We start from the raw sequence: 16,825 nt of genomic DNA on the forward strand, positions 1-16,825 counted from the left end.
CTTTAAGATACGGGTTTAAATTTAACTCAAATTTACTCCAAATTTAGCAAGCAAATTTGAACTCAAATTTAACCGCCTAAAACACCTGAATAAATTTAAAATCATGCTCTCTGAGCACTTTTTTGATGAGCTCTTGGTGGTCTTTACCCTTGGTTTCTAAAGTGATAGTGATATTAGCGTCGCCGTACTCTAGGCTCGTAGAGAAGCGGTCGTAGTCGATCTTTACGATATTGGCGCTAGCGATCTTTAAGCTATCGGTTAGGCTCATGAGCGCGCCCGGTTTGTCGATAAGCGTGATTTGCAGCGCCATCTTGCGGTGCGATTTTATAAGACCTTTTTCGATGATGACGTTTAGCATCTGCACGTCGATATTTCCGCCGCTTAGCACGATGCCGATGCGCTCGCCGGCCTTAAATTTGACCTTGTTGTGCAAGATACTAGCGACGCCGACCGCGCCCGCGCCCTCGACCACGATCTTTTGCGTCTCGAGTAGGAACAAAATCGCATTTGCGATCTCCTCGTCATCGACCTGCACGAACTCATCCACGCACTCTAGGATATTTGCCAGAGTCGTCTCGCTCGCGTCGCGAACCGCGATACCGTCGGCGATAGTGCGCACGGTTTTTGAGTTTATGCTTTTTTTAGCGCTAAAGCTGTTAAACATCGCAGGCGCGCCCTTTGCGCTCACGGCAACCACGCGGATGTCGGGATTCACCTGTTTTACGCAGCTTGATATGCCGCTGATTAGCCCGCCGCCGCCAACCGGCACGATGATGGTTTCAAGCTCAGCCAGATCATCAAGCATCTCTAGCCCGACCGTGCCCTGCCCGGCCATCACGTACTCGTCGTCAAATGGATGAATAAAGCTCATGCCCTGCTGCTTGGCATACTCGACGGCGTAGGCGTAGGCCTCGTCGAAGTTATCGCCCTTTAGGATAACCTCGGCGCCTAGATCTTTAGTGCCTAGCACCTTTAAAAGCGGCGTGGACTCGGGCATCACGATGGTGGCTGGCGTCTTAAACTCGCGCGCTGAAATAGCCACACCCTGGGCGTGATTGCCCGCACTTGCCGCGACGACGCCTTTTTTACGCTCCTGCGCGCTTAAATTTGCGATTTTATTATACGCGCCGCGGATCTTGTATGCGCCGGTGCGCTGGAGGTTTTCTTCTTTTAGGTAGATGAGCGCGCCGCTGGCGAGGCTTAGTTTTGCGCTGTAGGCAAACGGCGTCTTGTACACAAAGCCGCTTATCGTGCGCTTGGCTTGGATTATTTTATTTAGAGAGATCATTTTAGCCTTTCGTTTTTGTTTAAATTTTACTTTTCGTCGCTTTTGCTTGCGCGTTTATTTACCGTATTTTTGCTTACGTTTTCTTTATTTTTTTATCGCGCATTACCGCATTTGCGTTTTTTATTTGGCGTTTAGAGACGTCAAATTTAGCCTAGTCAAGCCTTTTTAGCTCGATTTTTATGCACCTATCCTGCACGAAATTTATCCCGTTTTCGCGCGCGATCGCTCCCGCCGCATCGTTTGTTATACCAAGCTGCAACCACAGCGTTTTTACGCATTTTTTGACGGTGTCCTTTACTAGCTCGCTAGCAAATTCGCCTTTTCTAAACATCACTGCGACGTCTATATCTTGGTCTATTTCCATCAAATTTCTATAGACCTTGCGTCCTAAAATTTCATCAAATTTTGGATAAACAGGAAATACGTTAAATCCGCGCTTGATGAGAAATTTCGCAACCTCGTTGCTAGGCTTGCTCTCGTCTGGACTAAGGCCCACGACCGCGATATTTTTAGCGTCGGATAAAATTTGCCCTAGATCGCTAGGCATTTTTACCCTTTAAAAGCACGCCGCACTCGATATGAGTAGTATTTGCAAACTGATCAAACACGGCAAATTTGACCGCCTCGTGCGTCGCGGCAAGCTGCGTTAGATCGCGCTTTAGGCTCTGCGGCGAACAGGAGATATAGATGATATTTTCGTAGTTTTTAATGAAATTTATCACGCTCTCATCAAGCCCCGCGCGCGGCGGATCAACCAAAACGTGCGAGAAATCGTAGCTAAAGATATCAAGCTCTCTTAGACGGTTAAACTCACGCTCGCGCCTAAACGCGCTCATCAGCTCCTCGGCGCTCATTCGTAAAAATTCGATATTATTTACGCCGTTTAGCTCGCAGTTTTTGAGCGCATTTGCGATTGAGCTTTTGGATATTTCGGTTGCCAAAACGCGTTTAAACTTTTCCGACATCGGAACGGTGAAGTTGCCGTGCCCGCAGTAAAGCTCAAGCAGATCCGCGCCGCGCTCTACGCATCTCTTCGCCCATGCGATCATTTTTTCGTTTACGGCGGTGTTTGGCTGGATAAAAGCTCCGTCGCCGAATGTAAATTTGTAAATTTTACCGCCGATGTTTAGGCTATCCTGTAAATTTAGCTCGCCGCTTAGTAGCTTTTGCCCCTTTGCTCTCGCGGCTATCGTTACTCTCAGATCGGCAAATTTGAGCGCTAGGCTTTCTATCTCACTCTGCTCGGCTTCACCCAGACGCTTATGATAGAGTAGCGTCGCTAGTATCCCGCTCGCGCACGAGATAAACTCAGCGCCAAAGAGCCTCTCTTTTAAAATTTGATTTTTCGCAAGCGCCTCAAGCAAACGCGGCATCAAATTTGCGATAGGAGCGGCTACTTTTGGGCATTCGTCTATCATAATCCGCTTAGTTTTGGCACCGTGCATCGTGTATGCTAGATCGACCGCGCTATGCCAAATATCGTGCCAAATTCCAAACTCCGCCCTAGTGCGGTAAGCAGCACTCTGCGAGGCGAAAAACTCAAATTCGCCGCTATAAAATGGCTCAAATTCGCGCCTTATAAAATCAGTTTTAAATTTAACCTGTTCCTCGTAAGGCATATCAAGAGTGCAACTACCGCATTCTCCTAAAAATTTGCAAAACTTATCGGGCAAATTTAAACCCTTTGCCCGACGAATCTAACAACCAAAGCCGTCACCAAAAGCCCTAAAGGAAGCACTATCCAGATGCTTAGGCCAAGCGCAGTAGGGAAATATCCCGCAAAAATACTGATCGCGCAAACGGCAAGCGCATAAGGCATCTGAGTCTGGACGTGATCGATGTGGTTACACCCAGCACCCATAGACGAGAGTATCGTTGTATCCGAGATCGGCGAGCAGTGATCGCCAAATATCGCACCCGTTAAAACGGCTGAGATATTTACTATCATATACGCGTGCAAGGCGTCGCCCTCTAGTCCGCTGTGTATACCGACCGCGCTAGCTAGCGGTATCGCAAGCGGCATCAAAATGCCCATCGTGCCGTAGCTGGTGCCGGTAGAAAAGCTGATAAACGAACCCAGCATAAAAATCGCCGCCGGAAGGACGATCTTTGGCGTAGACTGCGAAAGCAGATCGACTAGATAGCGAGACGTGCCAAGTTCCTTGATCACCGAGCTAAGCGACCACGCAAGAAGCAGGATGATGATCGTGGTTATCATGGTTTTCCAGCCTTTGCCCCATGTCTCTATCGCCTCGCGAACGGTCAAAATTTTTCTATAAACAGCCATAAATATCGCCACCACCGTAGCTAATAAAGCAGACTGAAATAGCGCCACGGACGCATCAGCCGCGCCGAACGTAGCCTGGAAAGTGTGGAACGTAAGCGGATGAGCCTTCGCGCTCTCAAGAGCCTCGCCCTCAAGCGAGCCCAAACCGCTAAAATAAAAGCTAACGAACGCGCCCAAAATAAGCACCAAAAGCGGAATAACGGCGTTTGAGCTTTGTAGTTTGATATTTTCTTTAGGCTCTAGCGTCTTGTCCTCGACGTCCTCTATCATAGCTCCGCCCCGTCTTGGGTGCAGTTCGCCCGCTCTAGCTCTGCGCTCGGCTTTTAGCATGCCTGCAAATTCGCGCCCCATAAATGCGGTGCAAACGATGAAAAATAGCATGAAAAGGTTGTAAAATCTATAAGGCATCGTCTCGACGAAGATACTAAAGGCGTTTACGTTCGTTATTCCGATGAGCTCGTAGCCTTGTTTGATCAGCGAGATCTCAAGCCCGACCCAAGTCGAGATGACGGCTAGACCCGCGATCGGAGCGGCGGTTGCGTCGATGATAAAGGCTAGTTTTTCGCGAGAGACTTTAAATTTGTCCGTTATCGGGCGCATGATCGGGCCCACGATGAGGGAGTTCGCGTAGTCGTCGAAAAAGACGAAAAGTCCCATCACCCAAGTTGAAATTTGAGCCGAAACGCCTGTTTTAGCCTTTTTGCTCAGCCATATCGCCACGGCTTTGGTTCCGCCCATTTTGGTGATGAGCGCGACCACGCCGCCGATACAAAGCACCTGAAGCACGATGCCCGCGTTCCAGCTATCGGCCAGCGAGCCCACGACCCTTTTTACGATGTCAGTAAAGCCCTTTACGAAGGTCATCGGGATGCTAGAATCGATGACGTTTATGAGAAACGTTCCGCTAAAAACGCCGATAAAAAGCGACAAAACGACGTCTTTGGTGATAAACGCCAAAACTATCGCCACCACGGGCGGTATGAGCGTCCAAAAGCCGAATATTTCGGCATTTTTTTTCGCTACTTCGGGATCTACGGCCAGCGCCAAGATCGGCAAAAGCGACAAAAATAAAATCTTTTTCATCAAAAACTCCTTTTTGTTTTTCGTCGGTTTAATCAAATTTTCCGCCCCGCGTGCCATCGGTCGGTATTTAAGGCATAAATTTAGCTAAATGCGGCTTAAATTTTTGTTTTAAATTCGCTTAGAATTCAAATTTTTTTAGCTCTTTATTAAAAAATTTATGTTAAAAATGAGGCTTTTGTGGAAATTTTGTTTAAAACTGTACTCGGTGGCAAATTTTAAATTTGGTCATGACTTAAATTTTGCAGGGAATTTTGAAACTCTGGCTTGTTGGTCAAATTTGGTATTTAAAGCGCAGAGCGTCATTTGCATAAAAAGGTAAATTTATGATATCTGCTTCAAACCGCACGGGTTTAAAACGCTATTAAGTTTGCCGCTCGAAATTTAATACTTGGCGTCAAATTCCGGGTTAAATTTGATAAAAGAGTCAAATTTAACCCAAAAATCCACAAATTTAACGCTAAAAGTCTACTTTTTCTCGATAAAAAGCCCGGCCCAAGTCTGCTGCGTCGCCATCGCCTCGACGACGTTGATATTGACGCGGTGAGGCATATTTAGGCAGTTTAGCACGATCTGCGCGATATCCTCGGCGGTGATGTACTCTACGCCTTCGTAAACCGCGTCGGCTTTAGCCTTATCGCCGCCAAAGCGAACCTCGCTAAACTCAGTCTTGCAGATACCGGGAGCTATCTCGGTCACGCGGATACCGGTGCCGCGGATGTCGTTGCGCAGATTTCTGCTAAACTGCTTTACAAAGGCCTTACTGGCACCGTAAACGTGACTGCCCGGATACGGCCATGCGCCCGCAGTCGAACCTAGATTAAAGATATAGCCGCTCTTTCGCGCGATCATGAGGGGCAAAACGGCCTTGGTAGAGTATAAAAAGCCTTTGATGTTAGTATCGACCATCGCCTCAAAATCCTCGATGCTAGTCTCCGCCACTCCTTCAAGCCCGAGCGCCAAACCTGCGTTATTTACGAGTACTTCGATATCGCGAAACTCCTGCGGCAAATTTGCCACGCCGTCAAAAACCGCCTTTTTATCGCGGATATCTGCGACGATGATGTGCGTATTTCCAAGCTCCTTTACTAGAGTTTCGAGCCTTTCCTTGCGGCGAGCGAGCGCTACGATCTTGTACCCTTCGCGGCTGAGCGTCCTAGCTATCGCCTCGCCGAATCCCGACGTAGCTCCCGTGATAAAAGCCGTTCCTTTCATATTTTCTCCTTATTCGGTGATCAAATTTGACTCAAGCCCCATCGCCCTTAGATACTGCGCGTTGATCTCTTTTTTGCCGATGATCGCGTAGTCTAGGGCGTTTAGTCCGTTATCATCCACTGCCTGCACGTCCGCGCCGTTATCTATCAAAAGCTGCAAAATCTCCACGTCAGCCGCCCCTGCCGCGCTCATCAGCACGCTTTTTGACGCCGCGTCAAAGTCGCAGAGCTTCACAAAGCTAGGTAGCTGGACGCTCAAATTTGCACTATATGCAAGCTTAGTGCTCACGTCTATCAGCCTTTTGTTTACTAACGCTCCGTTTCCTAGTAGAAATTTGACTAAATTTATATCGTTTAGTTGTACAGCCTTAAAAAGCGGGGTGACGCCGAGCAGATTTTCGTAGTTTACGTCCGCGCCGCTAGAAACCAGGAGCTTTACGTTGTTTAAATTTTTAAGAGCGAAAAACAGCGAATTCTCAAAGCCATAGTTTAAATTTACTCCCGCGCGTAAAAACTCTTTTATCACGTCCTCGCTTTTTTCGTAAAGAAGCGCGGCGTTAAAGGCGTTTTGCAGCGAGCTTTGCGAGACAGCGCCCGAATATATCGCCTCATTTATGCCGTATTTTGTAAAGGTCGGGTCGCTAACCTTTCTCGCAAACTCGTCCATATCGCCGTTTTGCAGAGTCGCGGCGGCAAATTTTAAAAACTCGTTTGCAACCTTTGAAGCGTAATAAATCGCGCTGCCTTCGTCTATTTTGAAATTTGATTTGTAGTAGTTTACCAGCAGCCCCAAGACGGCATTGTAATCTTTGTTAAAGTCCTTAAAAACCGTGAAATTACTTAGGCTTTGATGTCCCCAGTAGCGAAGCCTGGCTCTATTTTGCGCTACTAGTTTTTCGTATTCATCAGGACTCTCTAGCTCTTTGGCGTAAATTTCGGGCGCATAGGAGGCTTTTAGGATCTTAAATTTAAACTCGTTTAAATTTTTAGTCGCTAAATTTCCGACGCAAGCAAGGCTTTCGGCGCGGATCTTTTGAGCGGCCGAGAGTAAAATTTGAACCTCTTTTATCCCCAGGATAGAGTCGTTGCAGTTTGGCTCAAATTCTCCCGAAAATGTTAAATTTTGCGAGAAAAATCGCTGCTTCTCAGCCAAAGCGTCATCGCAGCTAAAGCTAGCAAAAACAAAAGAAAACGATAAAAATATCGGCAAAATAAATCTCATCGTATGCCTCAATATCTTTTAATTTTGATAATTCTACCAAAAAATAATTTGGTAAAAATAAATTTACCGCTCATTAAAGCAAACGTCCGCAAATGCGGCTTTTAGCTTCTCGTAAAGCGGAGTAAAAGGCACGCCGTTTACGCGCACCTCGGCGATAGATGTTATGAAGTTCGTATCTCCGCTCCAGCGCGGCACTAGGTGATAGTGCACGTGCTCTGCGATACCCGCACCGCCTGCTTTGCCCAGATTCATCCCGATATTTACGCCCGCCGCGTTTAGCTCGCGTTTTAAAATTTTTACGCCCTCGCGCACGTAGGCGCTCATCTGCGACCACGTCTGCTCGTCTAGGCTTTCGATATTATCGGTATGCACGTAAGGTATCACCATAAAGTGCCCCGGCGTATACGGGTAGAGATTCATGATCCCAAAACACCGCTTTGCGCGGAACAAAACGCCCGTCTGCGCGTCTTTTTCGGGATGATTTACGACATTGCAAAAGACGCAGCCCTGCTCCTTTTTGCCGAAATATTCGCTTCTCCACGGTGCGCAAATGTGATCCATTCTAGCCCTCCTTTACAGTTTTTACGGCTTTTGTCAAGTCCTCTTGCCTCATAAAATGCTCGCCTATTAAAAACGCGTCGGCTCCTTGAGCGTGAAGCTCTTTTAGCTGCGAATGCTCGTAGATACCGCTTTCTGCGACGATGACGCTTGCGTTTTTGATTTTAGAAAATAGCCTCTCGCAAAGGCCCATATCCATCTCAAACGTGCTTAAATTTCGGTGATTTACTCCGACTATCTTTGCGCACGCAAAATTTGACTTTTCCACATCCTCTTCATCGTGCGTCTCAACCAAGGCCTCAAGTCCCAAAGTGCGCGCGTAATCAAGCAGCCTCTTTAACTCATCGGCGCCAAGAGCCTTTGCGATAAGCAGGATAAAATCGGCCCCGTAAACGAGCGCTTCTAAAATTTGATACTCGTCTACGATAAAATCCTTGCGAAGTAGCGGCAGCGAGCTTTCGCGTCTGATGGCCGCCAGATACTCCAAATTTCCTTTAAAAAAATGCGGCTCGGTTAGAACCGAGATAGCGTTTGCGCCGCCTTTTTCATACTCTTTGGCTATCTCTACGGGCGCAAAATTTGGCCTTATCAGCCCTTTGCTAGGGCTCGCTTTTTTAACCTCGGCGATGATGCGATACGGCTCTTTTGCACTACTTTTTAGCGCCTTTACCGCGTCTTTTATCTCGCGCGTATTTTTCGCCGCGAGCTCTTGCAGCTTTTCAAAAGGCGTTTGCGCTTTTCGCAGCGCCAAGTCCTCTTTAGTTCGTTCAATTATCTGATCTAGTATCATTTTTTACCTTTTTTAGGCACTCTTTGATAGCGTTTATGTGCTCTTTACCCTCGGACGAATTTACAAATTCCTCGTCGTGCAGGACTTGCTGCATTATCTCGTCAGCCTTTTTGCACTCGCCCAGCTTATAGTATCCCCACGCTAGCGAGTCTAGATAAAACACAGATCCCGGCTCTAGCTCGAGGGCTTTATTTACCAGATCTATCCCCTTTTTCGCGTCTATATCGTGGTCGATGAGTAGGTAGCCGTAGTAGTTTAGATATAGTGCATTATTTAGCTTTACGGCCGATTTTTCAAAGTTGGCGATCACTTGTTTGAGGCTATCTTTATCTATCTTTTTGGTTTGTTTATCCGTATCTCTTTCGTACTGATATATCGCCATTTTGGCTTGATATTCGAGATTAAAGCTCTTATCGAAAGCCTCCTGCGCCTTTTTGTATGCCTTGGCAAAATCTCCAGTCGCAGCATAAAGATCTATCAAAGCATCGTCGTTATATGAGTATTTTTGTAAAAATTTGATCGCCGCGTCGTAGTTTTTTTGATAGACGTAGACGCCAAGCGCTTTTTCGAGATAGATTTTTTCTTTCGTCGCTTCAAAAAGCCCCTCGTAAACATCGATCATATCGGAGTAGCGGCTGTCCTGTGCGTAGATATCTACTAGCGCCGTGCAAGTCTCGACCTCGCAGCCGTCGATACGGCGCGAGCTCTCTAGCTGCCTGATCGCCTCTTTTTTGTCGTTCATTTTATTGTATAAAAGATCGACTATTCGCAGCAAATTTTCCACGCTTCTATCCAGCTCGTATGCGCGCTCGAGCTCGCCCAGAGCGGCTTTGTTATCGTTTTGCATCGAGTAGACGGCAGAGAGCATGACGTGATTTTTAGAGATGTCCTCTTTTTTGACTAGCTCTTGCATTATCTTTGCAGCTTCGTCTAGTTTGTTTTCGCTCATCAAATTTGCGCCCTGTATGCGAAGCACGTCCACGTCGTCTTTTAGCACCTTTTGGCTGAGCGCTAAAATGCTTTTAAAATTTACGTTTTTAGAAAAAAACGCAAGTCTGAGAGCTTCTTTTAGATAGTCAGTGTTTTTAGTTTTTTCGTAAAGCTGCTCGTAAAGCTCGGTCGCCTCGTCATGCCTAGCATTTTCCACCGCCAAAAGCGCCTTGATAACGTATAAATTCTCGTCAAAACCGTCTTTGGCGGTAGCAAAACAAACAAGCAAGGCCGCCAATATAAATTTTAAAATCGCCTTATTCCCGCGCATTCTTTCTCCAATTCATTGATTTTATCTTTAAAATAGTCCCAAAACGGAAAGGTGCGGCACTGGCTCGGGCGAAAGTCGTAAACCGAACAGTTTTTTGCCGTTTCGTCAAAAAACACGCACGCAAATCCGCCCTCATAGGGCTTTTCTTTGAGGCTAAATTTATATCCGAATTTATCCAAAAATCGCGATCTAAACTCGTCCTCGCTTATTTTTAGATGCTCCGCTAGCGCCGAGATTTCCGCGGAGCTTATCCATATATAGCCGCTCTCGCCGGTGCAGCATTTACCGCCGCACAGCTCGCACTTGCTAGCGTCAAATTCATAATCAAAGCCGCTTTGTCTTAGCAAACTCACTCCGCGGCGTCCTTACTTTGCGTGTTTGCCGTAGCGAAAATTTCGGCTGCCTTTTTACTATAAACGCCGCCTTCAAAAACAAAAATCGGCGGTAAAATTTGAGCTAAGGATTTTGAGCTTTTTTTAGCCTCGATTAGTACCAAATTTGCCGCACCGCCCGATTTTGGATACACGAAACAAAGCCTAGTAAGCGTAAATTTAAACTCGCTCAAACAAAGCAAAATTTCAGATATACGCTTAGCGTCGTAGCAAAAACTAAAAACTCCGCGCGGCTTTAGCAGCGAATTTGCGCTACCCACAAGCTCTCTAAGGGGCAAATTTTCGCTGTATCTGGCGGTGCGCAGATGTTCGTTCTCGCTTTTTTTCGTGCCGTCGTGATAAAAAGGCGGGTTTGAGACGATGAGATCGTATCTTTTTTCGCTCTTAAATTTAGCAAAATCAGCCGTTATGAACTCGGCTTCAAGCCCGTTTTGGCTAGCGTTTGCGGCGGCTAAATTTACGTTAGCTTCCAAAATATCGAGCAAGCTAAGCGAAATTTTAGGAAAATCACGCTTTAAAAGCAGTCCCAAAACCCCGCTACCGCAGCCAACCTCTAGCACCTCGCCGCGCACTCCGCCCTCACGGATAAAGTCATACAAAAACATCGTATCGCTGTTGTAGCGGTAGCCATTTTTGGGCTGAGTGATTATCATCTATATACCTTGATGATAAATCCTTGCTTATCCTGAGAGGTGATGATGTCATTGCTGTACGATATGCGCGAAAAGTCGCCGAATTCATCTTTTATCATCTCGCCGGCAACCTTGGCGCGCTCCTTGCCGATACCGAAATTTGCGTATGAGTCGATTTTTTCAAGTTCGTCTTGCGGGATCACTTTTGCCGCTTTTGACGTTGCGATAAAGTTACCGCGGCTAACTATCGGCGTAATTTCAAAATAATAATTTGAATTATAATTCTGCAAAAAGTCGCTTACTTTATTTTTGCAAACTTGCGTCGGTCTGTCTGAGCCTGCGCTCATATCCGAGCACTCGACCGAGGCGATGAAAACAACCTTTTTAGGCACTTCGGCTCTAAAATTTAGCTGGATGATCTTTTTTAGATTTTCATTTTCGCTCATTAGCTCTTCATTTTTGGTTAGTATCTGCGCCACTTCGCCCTTTGCGATGTTTTTTTGAGTACTTGTTTTAGCTAAATTTTCCTTCGTATCGCTTAGATCTTTAGCTCCGTCTTGTATCTGTTTTCTTAGAGTCGCGAGCTCTGCGTCTTTTTGCGTCAAAAGCTCATTTAAAGCGTCTAGTTGCTCTTTATTTTCCTTGGCCGTTTTGATGTCGTTTTCAACTAAAGTCGTGATTTTGTTATTTAAAATTTTATAGTTTTGGATGTTTTTTTTACCAGCGGCGATCTCGTCCTCTAGCAGTTCTTTTTGGATATTTAGCGACTCATTTAGCTCTGCAACCTTGGCTTCCGCACTTTGCAGTGAGCTATCTTTTTGCGAAATTTGATTTTCTAGTTCATAAATTTTACTCTTTAGTTCCGCCACGCTTTGCTCGGTTTCTTGGCGCTCGTTTTCAATCTGATTTTTTAGCTTTTCAAGCTCGGTTTTATATATAGCCTCGTTTTGTTCAATCTCTTTTTCAAATCCTTGTTTTTCTTTCTCGAGCTTTGCGGCTAACTCTTTATTAGTCGCGTTTAGCTCATCATTTATCGCTTTTAGCTTAGCTTTTGACTCGGCTTTTTTATTTGCGTTTTCAAGGCTCGCTTCAAGCTCGCTTATTTTTTTCTTGTCCGCGTCTCGTTCTTTTTCTAGGGCGGCGATCCTATTTTTAGATAAATTTTGAGCATTTAGAGCCTGAGCGTTGTATTCACTAGCGATCCTTTTTATCTCGCTATCTTTTAGGCCTAGCTCGTTTGCGAGCCTAGCATTTTCGCTCTTTAGTTTTGCGGTCTCTTCGTTTGCCGTTCTTAGTTCGCTTTCAAATTTGGCTTTAGTAGAAGTCGCTTCATTTTTTAGCTCGTCGTTTTGAGCTTCGAGTCTTTTTAGAGCATTTTGGCTTTCGTTTTGCGTTTTAGTGCTTGATTTGTCAAATTCGCTCTGCTTTTTTTCAAGCTCGGCTTTTAAGGTTTTGATCTCGCTGCGAAGAGAAGTCAAATTTTGCTCTAAATTTTTATTTTTCTCATTTTCTTCTTGCGCTTTGGCTAGTTTTTTATTTAGCTCGTCGATCGCGCTTATACGCTGTTTGTCGTTAGCGCTGGCGGCTTGTTTTCGCCTGGTTTCCAGCTCGGCTTTTTGATCGCTTAAGATATTTGAGATTTCTAGATTTTTGCTCACTAGATCGACGTTATCGTCATAGAGTAGCTTATTTTGAGCGCGCAGGACGCGGATTTGCTCTTTTAGCTCGTCTTCGTCGCCTAAAATAGGCGCGTCCGTATAGTTCGCGTCTAAATTTTTAGCATATTTTTCCTGCGGCAAAGCTTGACTTGGGATAGCCGAATTTGTCTCATTCGTAGTACTTGCGCTTTCATTTTTAGATGCTTCTTCGACGTTCATTATCTGTACGGCAAGCTCCGTAGACTTTGCAGACGGTTTTGCAAACTCGAAATACAAATAATATCCGCCCAGCGTGAGCAAGCAACCGCAGATAAAAAATAAAACTAAATTTAACGCTCTCAACTCTATTTTTCCTTGATGTCTTGGATTACCTTATGCGCATGATTTAACGCGAGCACGATCGAGCCGCCGTTTTTTAGCACGATGTCGCCGCCGATATATAGGCCGGGCACGCTGCTTTCATAGTGCTCGTTTACGACCGGATCTTTATCCGCGTCGAGCTCAACTCCGCATTTTTGTAAAAAATCCACCGGAGTCGAGCCGCCGATAGCGTAGACGACCCTGTCGTAGACTCTGATTTTTCCATTTAAAAAGTGCACCCTCACGCGTCCGGATTCGTTTTCGATCTCGGTGATGTCGTGGTTTAGTCGCACTTTTAGCTTATTTGCTTTTTCTAGTTCCCACAGCGCCGTTACGTTTACGTCGTTTACGCGGCTAAATTTATCCTTACGGTACGCCAGCGTAGTTTTGTTGTATTGGCATAGCTCGATGGCGTACTCTACGGCCGAGTTACCGCCGCCTACTACGAGGACTTTTTCGCCGCTAGAACAGGAGTTTAGGTTAAAATTTATAACATTATTTAGCGAAGGCGGGATTTTGTAGTCGGGTTTGTTAGGACGCCCCATTTTACCGATACTTATCATCACGTTTTTAGCCTGATAGTCGCCTTTTGCGGTGTGCACGAAAAACAAACCATCCTTTTTCTTGACGCTTTCGACCTCGGAGTTAAACACGGCCTCGATCTTTTCCTCGTCTAGCAGCTTATCAAAATAATCAAGCGTGCTCTCTTTCGTGCCGTCCTCGAAAGACACGATGCCGTGGATGGTGCTATCCTGGCCTTTATACTCCTTATCCACGCGCTTATTGTCTTTGTAAAATTTTCTTATAGTTTGGCTGTGGTTGTCGCCCTTTTCGAGAAGCAAGACTTTTTTTAATCCGTTCGCCCTAGCCTCTACGACGGTCGCGATACCGCAAGGACCGCCGCCGATAACGATAATATCGTAAACATCGCTCATTAATTTTCTCCGATTTTGATAATTTTTCATTAATGTAGCGAAAATTGGATTAAATTTTAAGAAATTCGCGAAATTTGGGGCAAATTTAATTTAAAAGTGCAAAAAGCGGCTAAATTTAAAAGAAAAAGGCTGGCGGGAGCAAATTTGACTCGTTTAGATTCCGTAAATTTACGAGCCAAATTTGAGCCTTGATAAATTTACAAATTTACAAAAGGGCGCAAATTTCATCAAATTTACGCCCGCTAAAGCTAAATTTTCTTTAAAAACTCTGCGATTAAAAACGCAAGTTCTAGCGACTGATCGGCGTTTAGGCGCGGGTCGCACTGCGTCTCGTATCTGTGAGCTAGATCATCCTCGTTTAGTTTAAACGACCCTCCGGTGCACTCGGTCACGTCCTGCCCCGTCATCTCTAGGTGCACGCCGCCGGCATGCGTGCCTTCTGCTCTATGTATCTCAAAAAAGCTCTGCACTTCGGCTAGAATTTTATCAAATTCGCGCGTCTTGTAGCCGTTTGCCGCCTTTATCGTGTTGCCGTGCATCGGATCGATGCTATAGACGATATTTAGGCCTTCGCGTTTTACTTCGCGTAGGATTTTCGGTAACCGCTCGCCGATTTTATCAGCGCCCATTCTGATGATTACGTTTAGTCTGCCAGCTTCGTTTTTAGGATTTAGCGCATTTGCGAGCGCGACGACCTCCTGCGCGGTTGCGTTTGGTCCGATTTTGACGCCTAAAGGATTGTGTACGCCGCTTAGAAAATGCACGTGAGCGTCGTTTACGCCGCGCGTACGCTCGCCGATCCAGAGCATATGCGCCGAACAGTCGTACCAGTCGCCGGTAAGGCTATCCTCTCTAGTGAGCGCCTCCTCGTACGGCAGCAAAAGCGCCTCGTGCGAGGTGTAGACCTTAGTTTCGCTAAGCGCAGGAGTATTTGAGGCATTTATACCGCAAGCCCCCATAAACGCTAGAGTTTGGCTCAGCTGCCTAGCTAACTCGCCGTATTTAGCGTCAAGCTCGGGCTTTTTGATAAAGCCAAGATTCCAGCGATTTACCTCGTGCAGATCGGCTAGACCGCCGCGAGAAAAGGCGCGAAGAAGGTTCATTGTGGATGCGCTTTGATAATACGCTTCGATCATGCGATTTGGATCGGGCACGCGAGCCTCGGCACTAAATTCAAAACCGTTTATGATGTCGCCGCGGTAGCTGGGTAGCTTTACGCCGCCTTGCTCCTCGTAGTCCGAGCTTCTAGGCTTAGCAAACTGACCCGCCACGCGTCCTACTTTTACGACGGGGCAGCGTCCGGCAAAGGTTAAAACGATCGCCATTTGCAGCATCACTTTAAACATATCGCGGATATTTACGGCGTTAAAATTTAAAAAACTCTCCGCGCAGTCGCCGCCTTGGAGCAAAAACGCCTCGCCGTTACAAACCTTGGCTAGGTCTTGTTTTAGGTTTCTAGCCTCGCCGGCAAAAACTAGTGGCGGCATCGTTTTTAGCTTATCCTCGGCCTTTTTTAGCAAGACTTCGTCGGGGTAGCTAGGCTGCTGTAAGATATTAAATTTTCTCCACGAATCTCTACTCCACATCTTTAAACCTTTTTTAAAAATAACCCCGATTTTAACTAAAAGAACTTTTATTACAGATAAAATTTCAAATTTTACCCTCAAATTTGCCCTTGCTGCGCATTTTTGAGCCACATAAGCTTTGATTAACGACAAATAAATATAATTTCGCCAAAAAAGCGTAAAAATGCAAGACAAAAATCAAACCAAAATCGGCTTCATCTACGGCCTGTCGGTCTTTATGATCTGGGGCGTTTTTCCTATTTATTTTAAACAACTCAGCGCGCTTTCGGCTACCGAGATCGTCGCTCACCGCATCGTCTGGTCGGTGCTGCTTTTGTTTTTGCTGCTCAAATTTGGCCGCAAACTAGGCGCCGCGGAGAAAATTCTAAGCAACAAGAAAACCACGTTTTGGCTATTTGTCACGGGAGTTCTCATCGCCGCTAACTGGTGGATCTACGTCTACGCCGTAAATATCGGTAAGATCGTGGAAACTAGCCTAGGATACTTCATAAATCCGCTCATAAATATGCTCCTTGGCGTGCTGATTTTAAAAGAAAAGCTATCGCGCGCGGGCAAATTTGCCATCGCTATCGTCTTCGTCGCTATCGGCGTGCAAATTTACGACGCGGGTGGCCTACCTATCATATCTATCATTTTGCCTATCACGTTTGGATTTTATTCGCTTATCAGAAAGCGCCTTAGTGTGCCATCTTTAGAGGGGCTTTTCGTCGAGACCGCGCTCATCGCTCCTATCGCGCTCGTCGCACTATTTTTCGTCGCCGCTAGCGGGCAAAATCACTTTAGTTTTTCGTGGTTTGGGCTCTTGATCGCTCTTTGCGGGCCTGCGACCGTCGTGCCGCTTTTACTTTTTAACTCGGCGGCCACGAGGCTAAATTTAAGCACGATCGGCTATTTGCAGTATATCTCGCCTTCGATGCAACTTTTGCTTGCCGTTTTTTACTACGGCGAGCAGGTTAGCGCACTCAAAGCGCTATCGTTTTTGCTGATCTGGAGTGCGCTGGCGGCGGTTAGCTTTAGCGCGATTTATAGCAAAAAAAGCAAAATTTCAGTATAACCGCAAATTTAAATCTAAAAAGGAAAAACAATGTCATCTATCGCATTTTACGCTGTCATCTGCGTCGTAGTCGCGCTCGTGCTCTACACGCAGATACAAAAAATAACGAGAAAGATCGACGAGAACGGCACTCTAGCAAACAACTCCCCAGAGGCCGTACGTCAAATTTCAGTGCAAAAGTACAAGGATTTTTGCGAGATAATAAACGGCGAGCTAAGAGAGCTAAAGATGAAAGCGCTCTACGACGACGCCCTAAAAAACGAGGATCTAAAAGAAAAATTTTTAGAAAGCCTAAGCGAGATGAGCAAAAAGCTGACGTTTATCGAGACGATGAACACCGCTAGAAATCCCAACAAATGGGAAAGCGAGCTCTTTGAGGTGCTTAGCCGCCTAGACGATCTCGTTACCGAAAATTTCAAAGACGGCGAGCGCGCGGGCGACGAGATTAGGGAGCGTCTGGGCGCGGAGTTTAGCAAGCTGCAAAATTAAATCTTAAGTAAAAACGGGG

General features: G+C 46.0%; 16 protein-coding genes. 2 read left to right on the forward strand and 14 right to left on the reverse strand.

The genetic code is table 11. The annotated features are described in order from the left end of the window. Positions 1-76: 76 nt before the first annotated feature. The 14 genes from ilvA to CSHOW_RS05510 all read right to left on the reverse strand — a co-directional run bounded on the left by ilvA (position 77) and on the right by CSHOW_RS05510 (position 15,263). Positions 77-1,288 (reverse strand): threonine ammonia-lyase, encoded by a 1,212-nt coding sequence (gene ilvA / locus CSHOW_RS05445; protein WP_004321353.1) that lies wholly within the window; start codon positions 1,286-1,288, stop codon positions 77-79. A 151-nt stretch (positions 1,289-1,439) separates the two neighbouring features. After that, positions 1,440-1,835 (reverse strand): CoA-binding protein, encoded by a 396-nt coding sequence (locus CSHOW_RS05450; RefSeq protein WP_004321351.1) that lies wholly within the window; start codon positions 1,833-1,835, stop codon positions 1,440-1,442. Next, on the reverse strand, positions 1,828-2,961 hold the full coding sequence (trmA, locus tag CSHOW_RS05455; RefSeq protein WP_004321349.1) for a tRNA (uridine(54)-C5)-methyltransferase TrmA: 1,134 nt from the start codon (positions 2,959-2,961) through the stop codon (positions 1,828-1,830). The genes CSHOW_RS05450 and trmA overlap by 8 nt, the downstream gene beginning before the upstream one ends. 2 nt (positions 2,962-2,963) lie before the next feature. Further along, positions 2,964-4,658, reverse strand: coding sequence for a Na+/H+ antiporter NhaC family protein (locus CSHOW_RS05460; RefSeq protein ID WP_171992810.1), 1,695 nt, complete (start codon positions 4,656-4,658; stop codon positions 2,964-2,966). Between the two features lie 465 nt (positions 4,659-5,123). Next, entirely contained in the window at positions 5,124-5,870 is a 747-nt protein-coding gene (locus CSHOW_RS05465; protein ID WP_004321344.1) for an SDR family NAD(P)-dependent oxidoreductase, read from the reverse strand. Positions 5,871-5,879: 9 nt separating this feature from the next. After that, the gene (locus CSHOW_RS05470) at positions 5,880-7,091 is read right to left on the reverse strand and encodes an ankyrin repeat domain-containing protein (RefSeq protein WP_004321342.1); all 1,212 of its coding nucleotides are present in this window, start codon (positions 7,089-7,091) and stop codon (positions 5,880-5,882) included. A 63-nt stretch (positions 7,092-7,154) separates the two neighbouring features. Further along, complete coding sequence (locus CSHOW_RS05475) at positions 7,155-7,652, reverse strand: HIT family protein (RefSeq protein ID WP_004321341.1); 498 nt, start codon at positions 7,650-7,652, stop codon at positions 7,155-7,157. A gap of 1 nt (position 7,653) precedes the next feature. Then, positions 7,654-8,439, reverse strand: coding sequence for an indole-3-glycerol phosphate synthase TrpC (trpC, locus tag CSHOW_RS05480; RefSeq protein WP_039895256.1), 786 nt, complete (start codon positions 8,437-8,439; stop codon positions 7,654-7,656). Then, positions 8,417-9,700 carry a tetratricopeptide repeat protein gene (locus CSHOW_RS05485; protein WP_004321338.1) on the reverse strand — a complete coding sequence of 428 codons (1,284 nt, stop codon included), beginning with the start codon at positions 9,698-9,700 and terminating at the stop codon, positions 8,417-8,419. The genes trpC and CSHOW_RS05485 overlap by 23 nt, the downstream gene beginning before the upstream one ends. After that, a complete protein-coding gene (locus CSHOW_RS05490; RefSeq protein ID WP_004321337.1) occupies positions 9,676-10,053 on the reverse strand; it encodes a YkgJ family cysteine cluster protein in 378 nt (125 codons plus the stop codon). The genes CSHOW_RS05485 and CSHOW_RS05490 overlap by 25 nt, the downstream gene beginning before the upstream one ends. Continuing rightward, positions 10,050-10,745, reverse strand: a complete 696-nt coding sequence (locus CSHOW_RS05495) for a tRNA1(Val) (adenine(37)-N6)-methyltransferase (protein ID WP_004321335.1) — start codon at positions 10,743-10,745, stop codon at positions 10,050-10,052. Before CSHOW_RS05495 ends, CSHOW_RS05490 begins: the two co-directional genes overlap by 4 nt. Next, positions 10,742-12,724, reverse strand: a complete 1,983-nt coding sequence (locus tag CSHOW_RS05500) for a hypothetical protein (protein ID WP_004321334.1) — start codon at positions 12,722-12,724, stop codon at positions 10,742-10,744. Before CSHOW_RS05500 ends, CSHOW_RS05495 begins: the two co-directional genes overlap by 4 nt. Positions 12,725-12,726: 2 nt before the next feature. Beyond that, positions 12,727-13,677, reverse strand: coding sequence for an NAD(P)-binding domain-containing protein (locus CSHOW_RS05505; protein WP_004321333.1), 951 nt, complete (start codon positions 13,675-13,677; stop codon positions 12,727-12,729). A gap of 248 nt (positions 13,678-13,925) precedes the next feature. Next, positions 13,926-15,263 (reverse strand): class II 3-deoxy-7-phosphoheptulonate synthase, encoded by a 1,338-nt coding sequence (locus tag CSHOW_RS05510; RefSeq protein ID WP_039895260.1) that lies wholly within the window; start codon positions 15,261-15,263, stop codon positions 13,926-13,928. 163 nt (positions 15,264-15,426) lie between these two features. On the opposite strand from CSHOW_RS05510, the gene rarD reads away from it, so the two are divergent. Then, complete coding sequence (gene rarD / locus CSHOW_RS05515) at positions 15,427-16,317, forward strand: EamA family transporter RarD (protein WP_004321330.1); 891 nt, start codon at positions 15,427-15,429, stop codon at positions 16,315-16,317. Positions 16,318-16,347: 30 nt separating this feature from the next. Then, positions 16,348-16,806 (forward strand): hypothetical protein, encoded by a 459-nt coding sequence (locus CSHOW_RS05520; RefSeq protein ID WP_004321328.1) that lies wholly within the window; start codon positions 16,348-16,350, stop codon positions 16,804-16,806. Positions 16,807-16,825: the final 19 nt, after the last annotated feature.

This window comes from Campylobacter showae (assembly GCF_004803815.1).
GTDB classification, from domain to species: domain Bacteria; phylum Campylobacterota; class Campylobacteria; order Campylobacterales; family Campylobacteraceae; genus Campylobacter_A; species Campylobacter_A showae.

Excerpts from the sequence above, each read along its gene's own strand:
- ilvA (WP_004321353.1), bottom strand. The coding sequence starts at position 1,288 with ATGATCTCTCTAAATAAAATAATCCAAGCCAAGCGCACGATAAGCGGC.
- CSHOW_RS05450 (WP_004321351.1), bottom strand. The coding sequence starts at position 1,835 with ATGCCTAGCGATCTAGGGCAAATTTTATCCGACGCTAAAAATATCGCG.
- CSHOW_RS05460 (WP_171992810.1), bottom strand. The coding sequence starts at position 4,658 with ATGAAAAAGATTTTATTTTTGTCGCTTTTGCCGATCTTGGCGCTGGCC.
- CSHOW_RS05465 (WP_004321344.1), bottom strand. The coding sequence starts at position 5,870 with ATGAAAGGAACGGCTTTTATCACGGGAGCTACGTCGGGATTCGGCGAG.
- CSHOW_RS05470 (WP_004321342.1), bottom strand. The coding sequence starts at position 7,091 with ATGAGATTTATTTTGCCGATATTTTTATCGTTTTCTTTTGTTTTTGCT.
- CSHOW_RS05475 (WP_004321341.1), bottom strand. The coding sequence starts at position 7,652 with ATGGATCACATTTGCGCACCGTGGAGAAGCGAATATTTCGGCAAAAAG.
- trpC (WP_039895256.1), bottom strand. The coding sequence starts at position 8,439 with ATGATACTAGATCAGATAATTGAACGAACTAAAGAGGACTTGGCGCTG.
- CSHOW_RS05485 (WP_004321338.1), bottom strand. The coding sequence starts at position 9,700 with ATGCGCGGGAATAAGGCGATTTTAAAATTTATATTGGCGGCCTTGCTT.
- CSHOW_RS05495 (WP_004321335.1), bottom strand. The coding sequence starts at position 10,745 with ATGATAATCACTCAGCCCAAAAATGGCTACCGCTACAACAGCGATACG.
- CSHOW_RS05505 (WP_004321333.1), bottom strand. The coding sequence starts at position 13,677 with ATGAGCGATGTTTACGATATTATCGTTATCGGCGGCGGTCCTTGCGGT.
- CSHOW_RS05510 (WP_039895260.1), bottom strand. The coding sequence starts at position 15,263 with ATGTGGAGTAGAGATTCGTGGAGAAAATTTAATATCTTACAGCAGCCT.
- rarD (WP_004321330.1), top strand. The coding sequence starts at position 15,427 with ATGCAAGACAAAAATCAAACCAAAATCGGCTTCATCTACGGCCTGTCG.
- CSHOW_RS05520 (WP_004321328.1), top strand. The coding sequence starts at position 16,348 with ATGTCATCTATCGCATTTTACGCTGTCATCTGCGTCGTAGTCGCGCTC.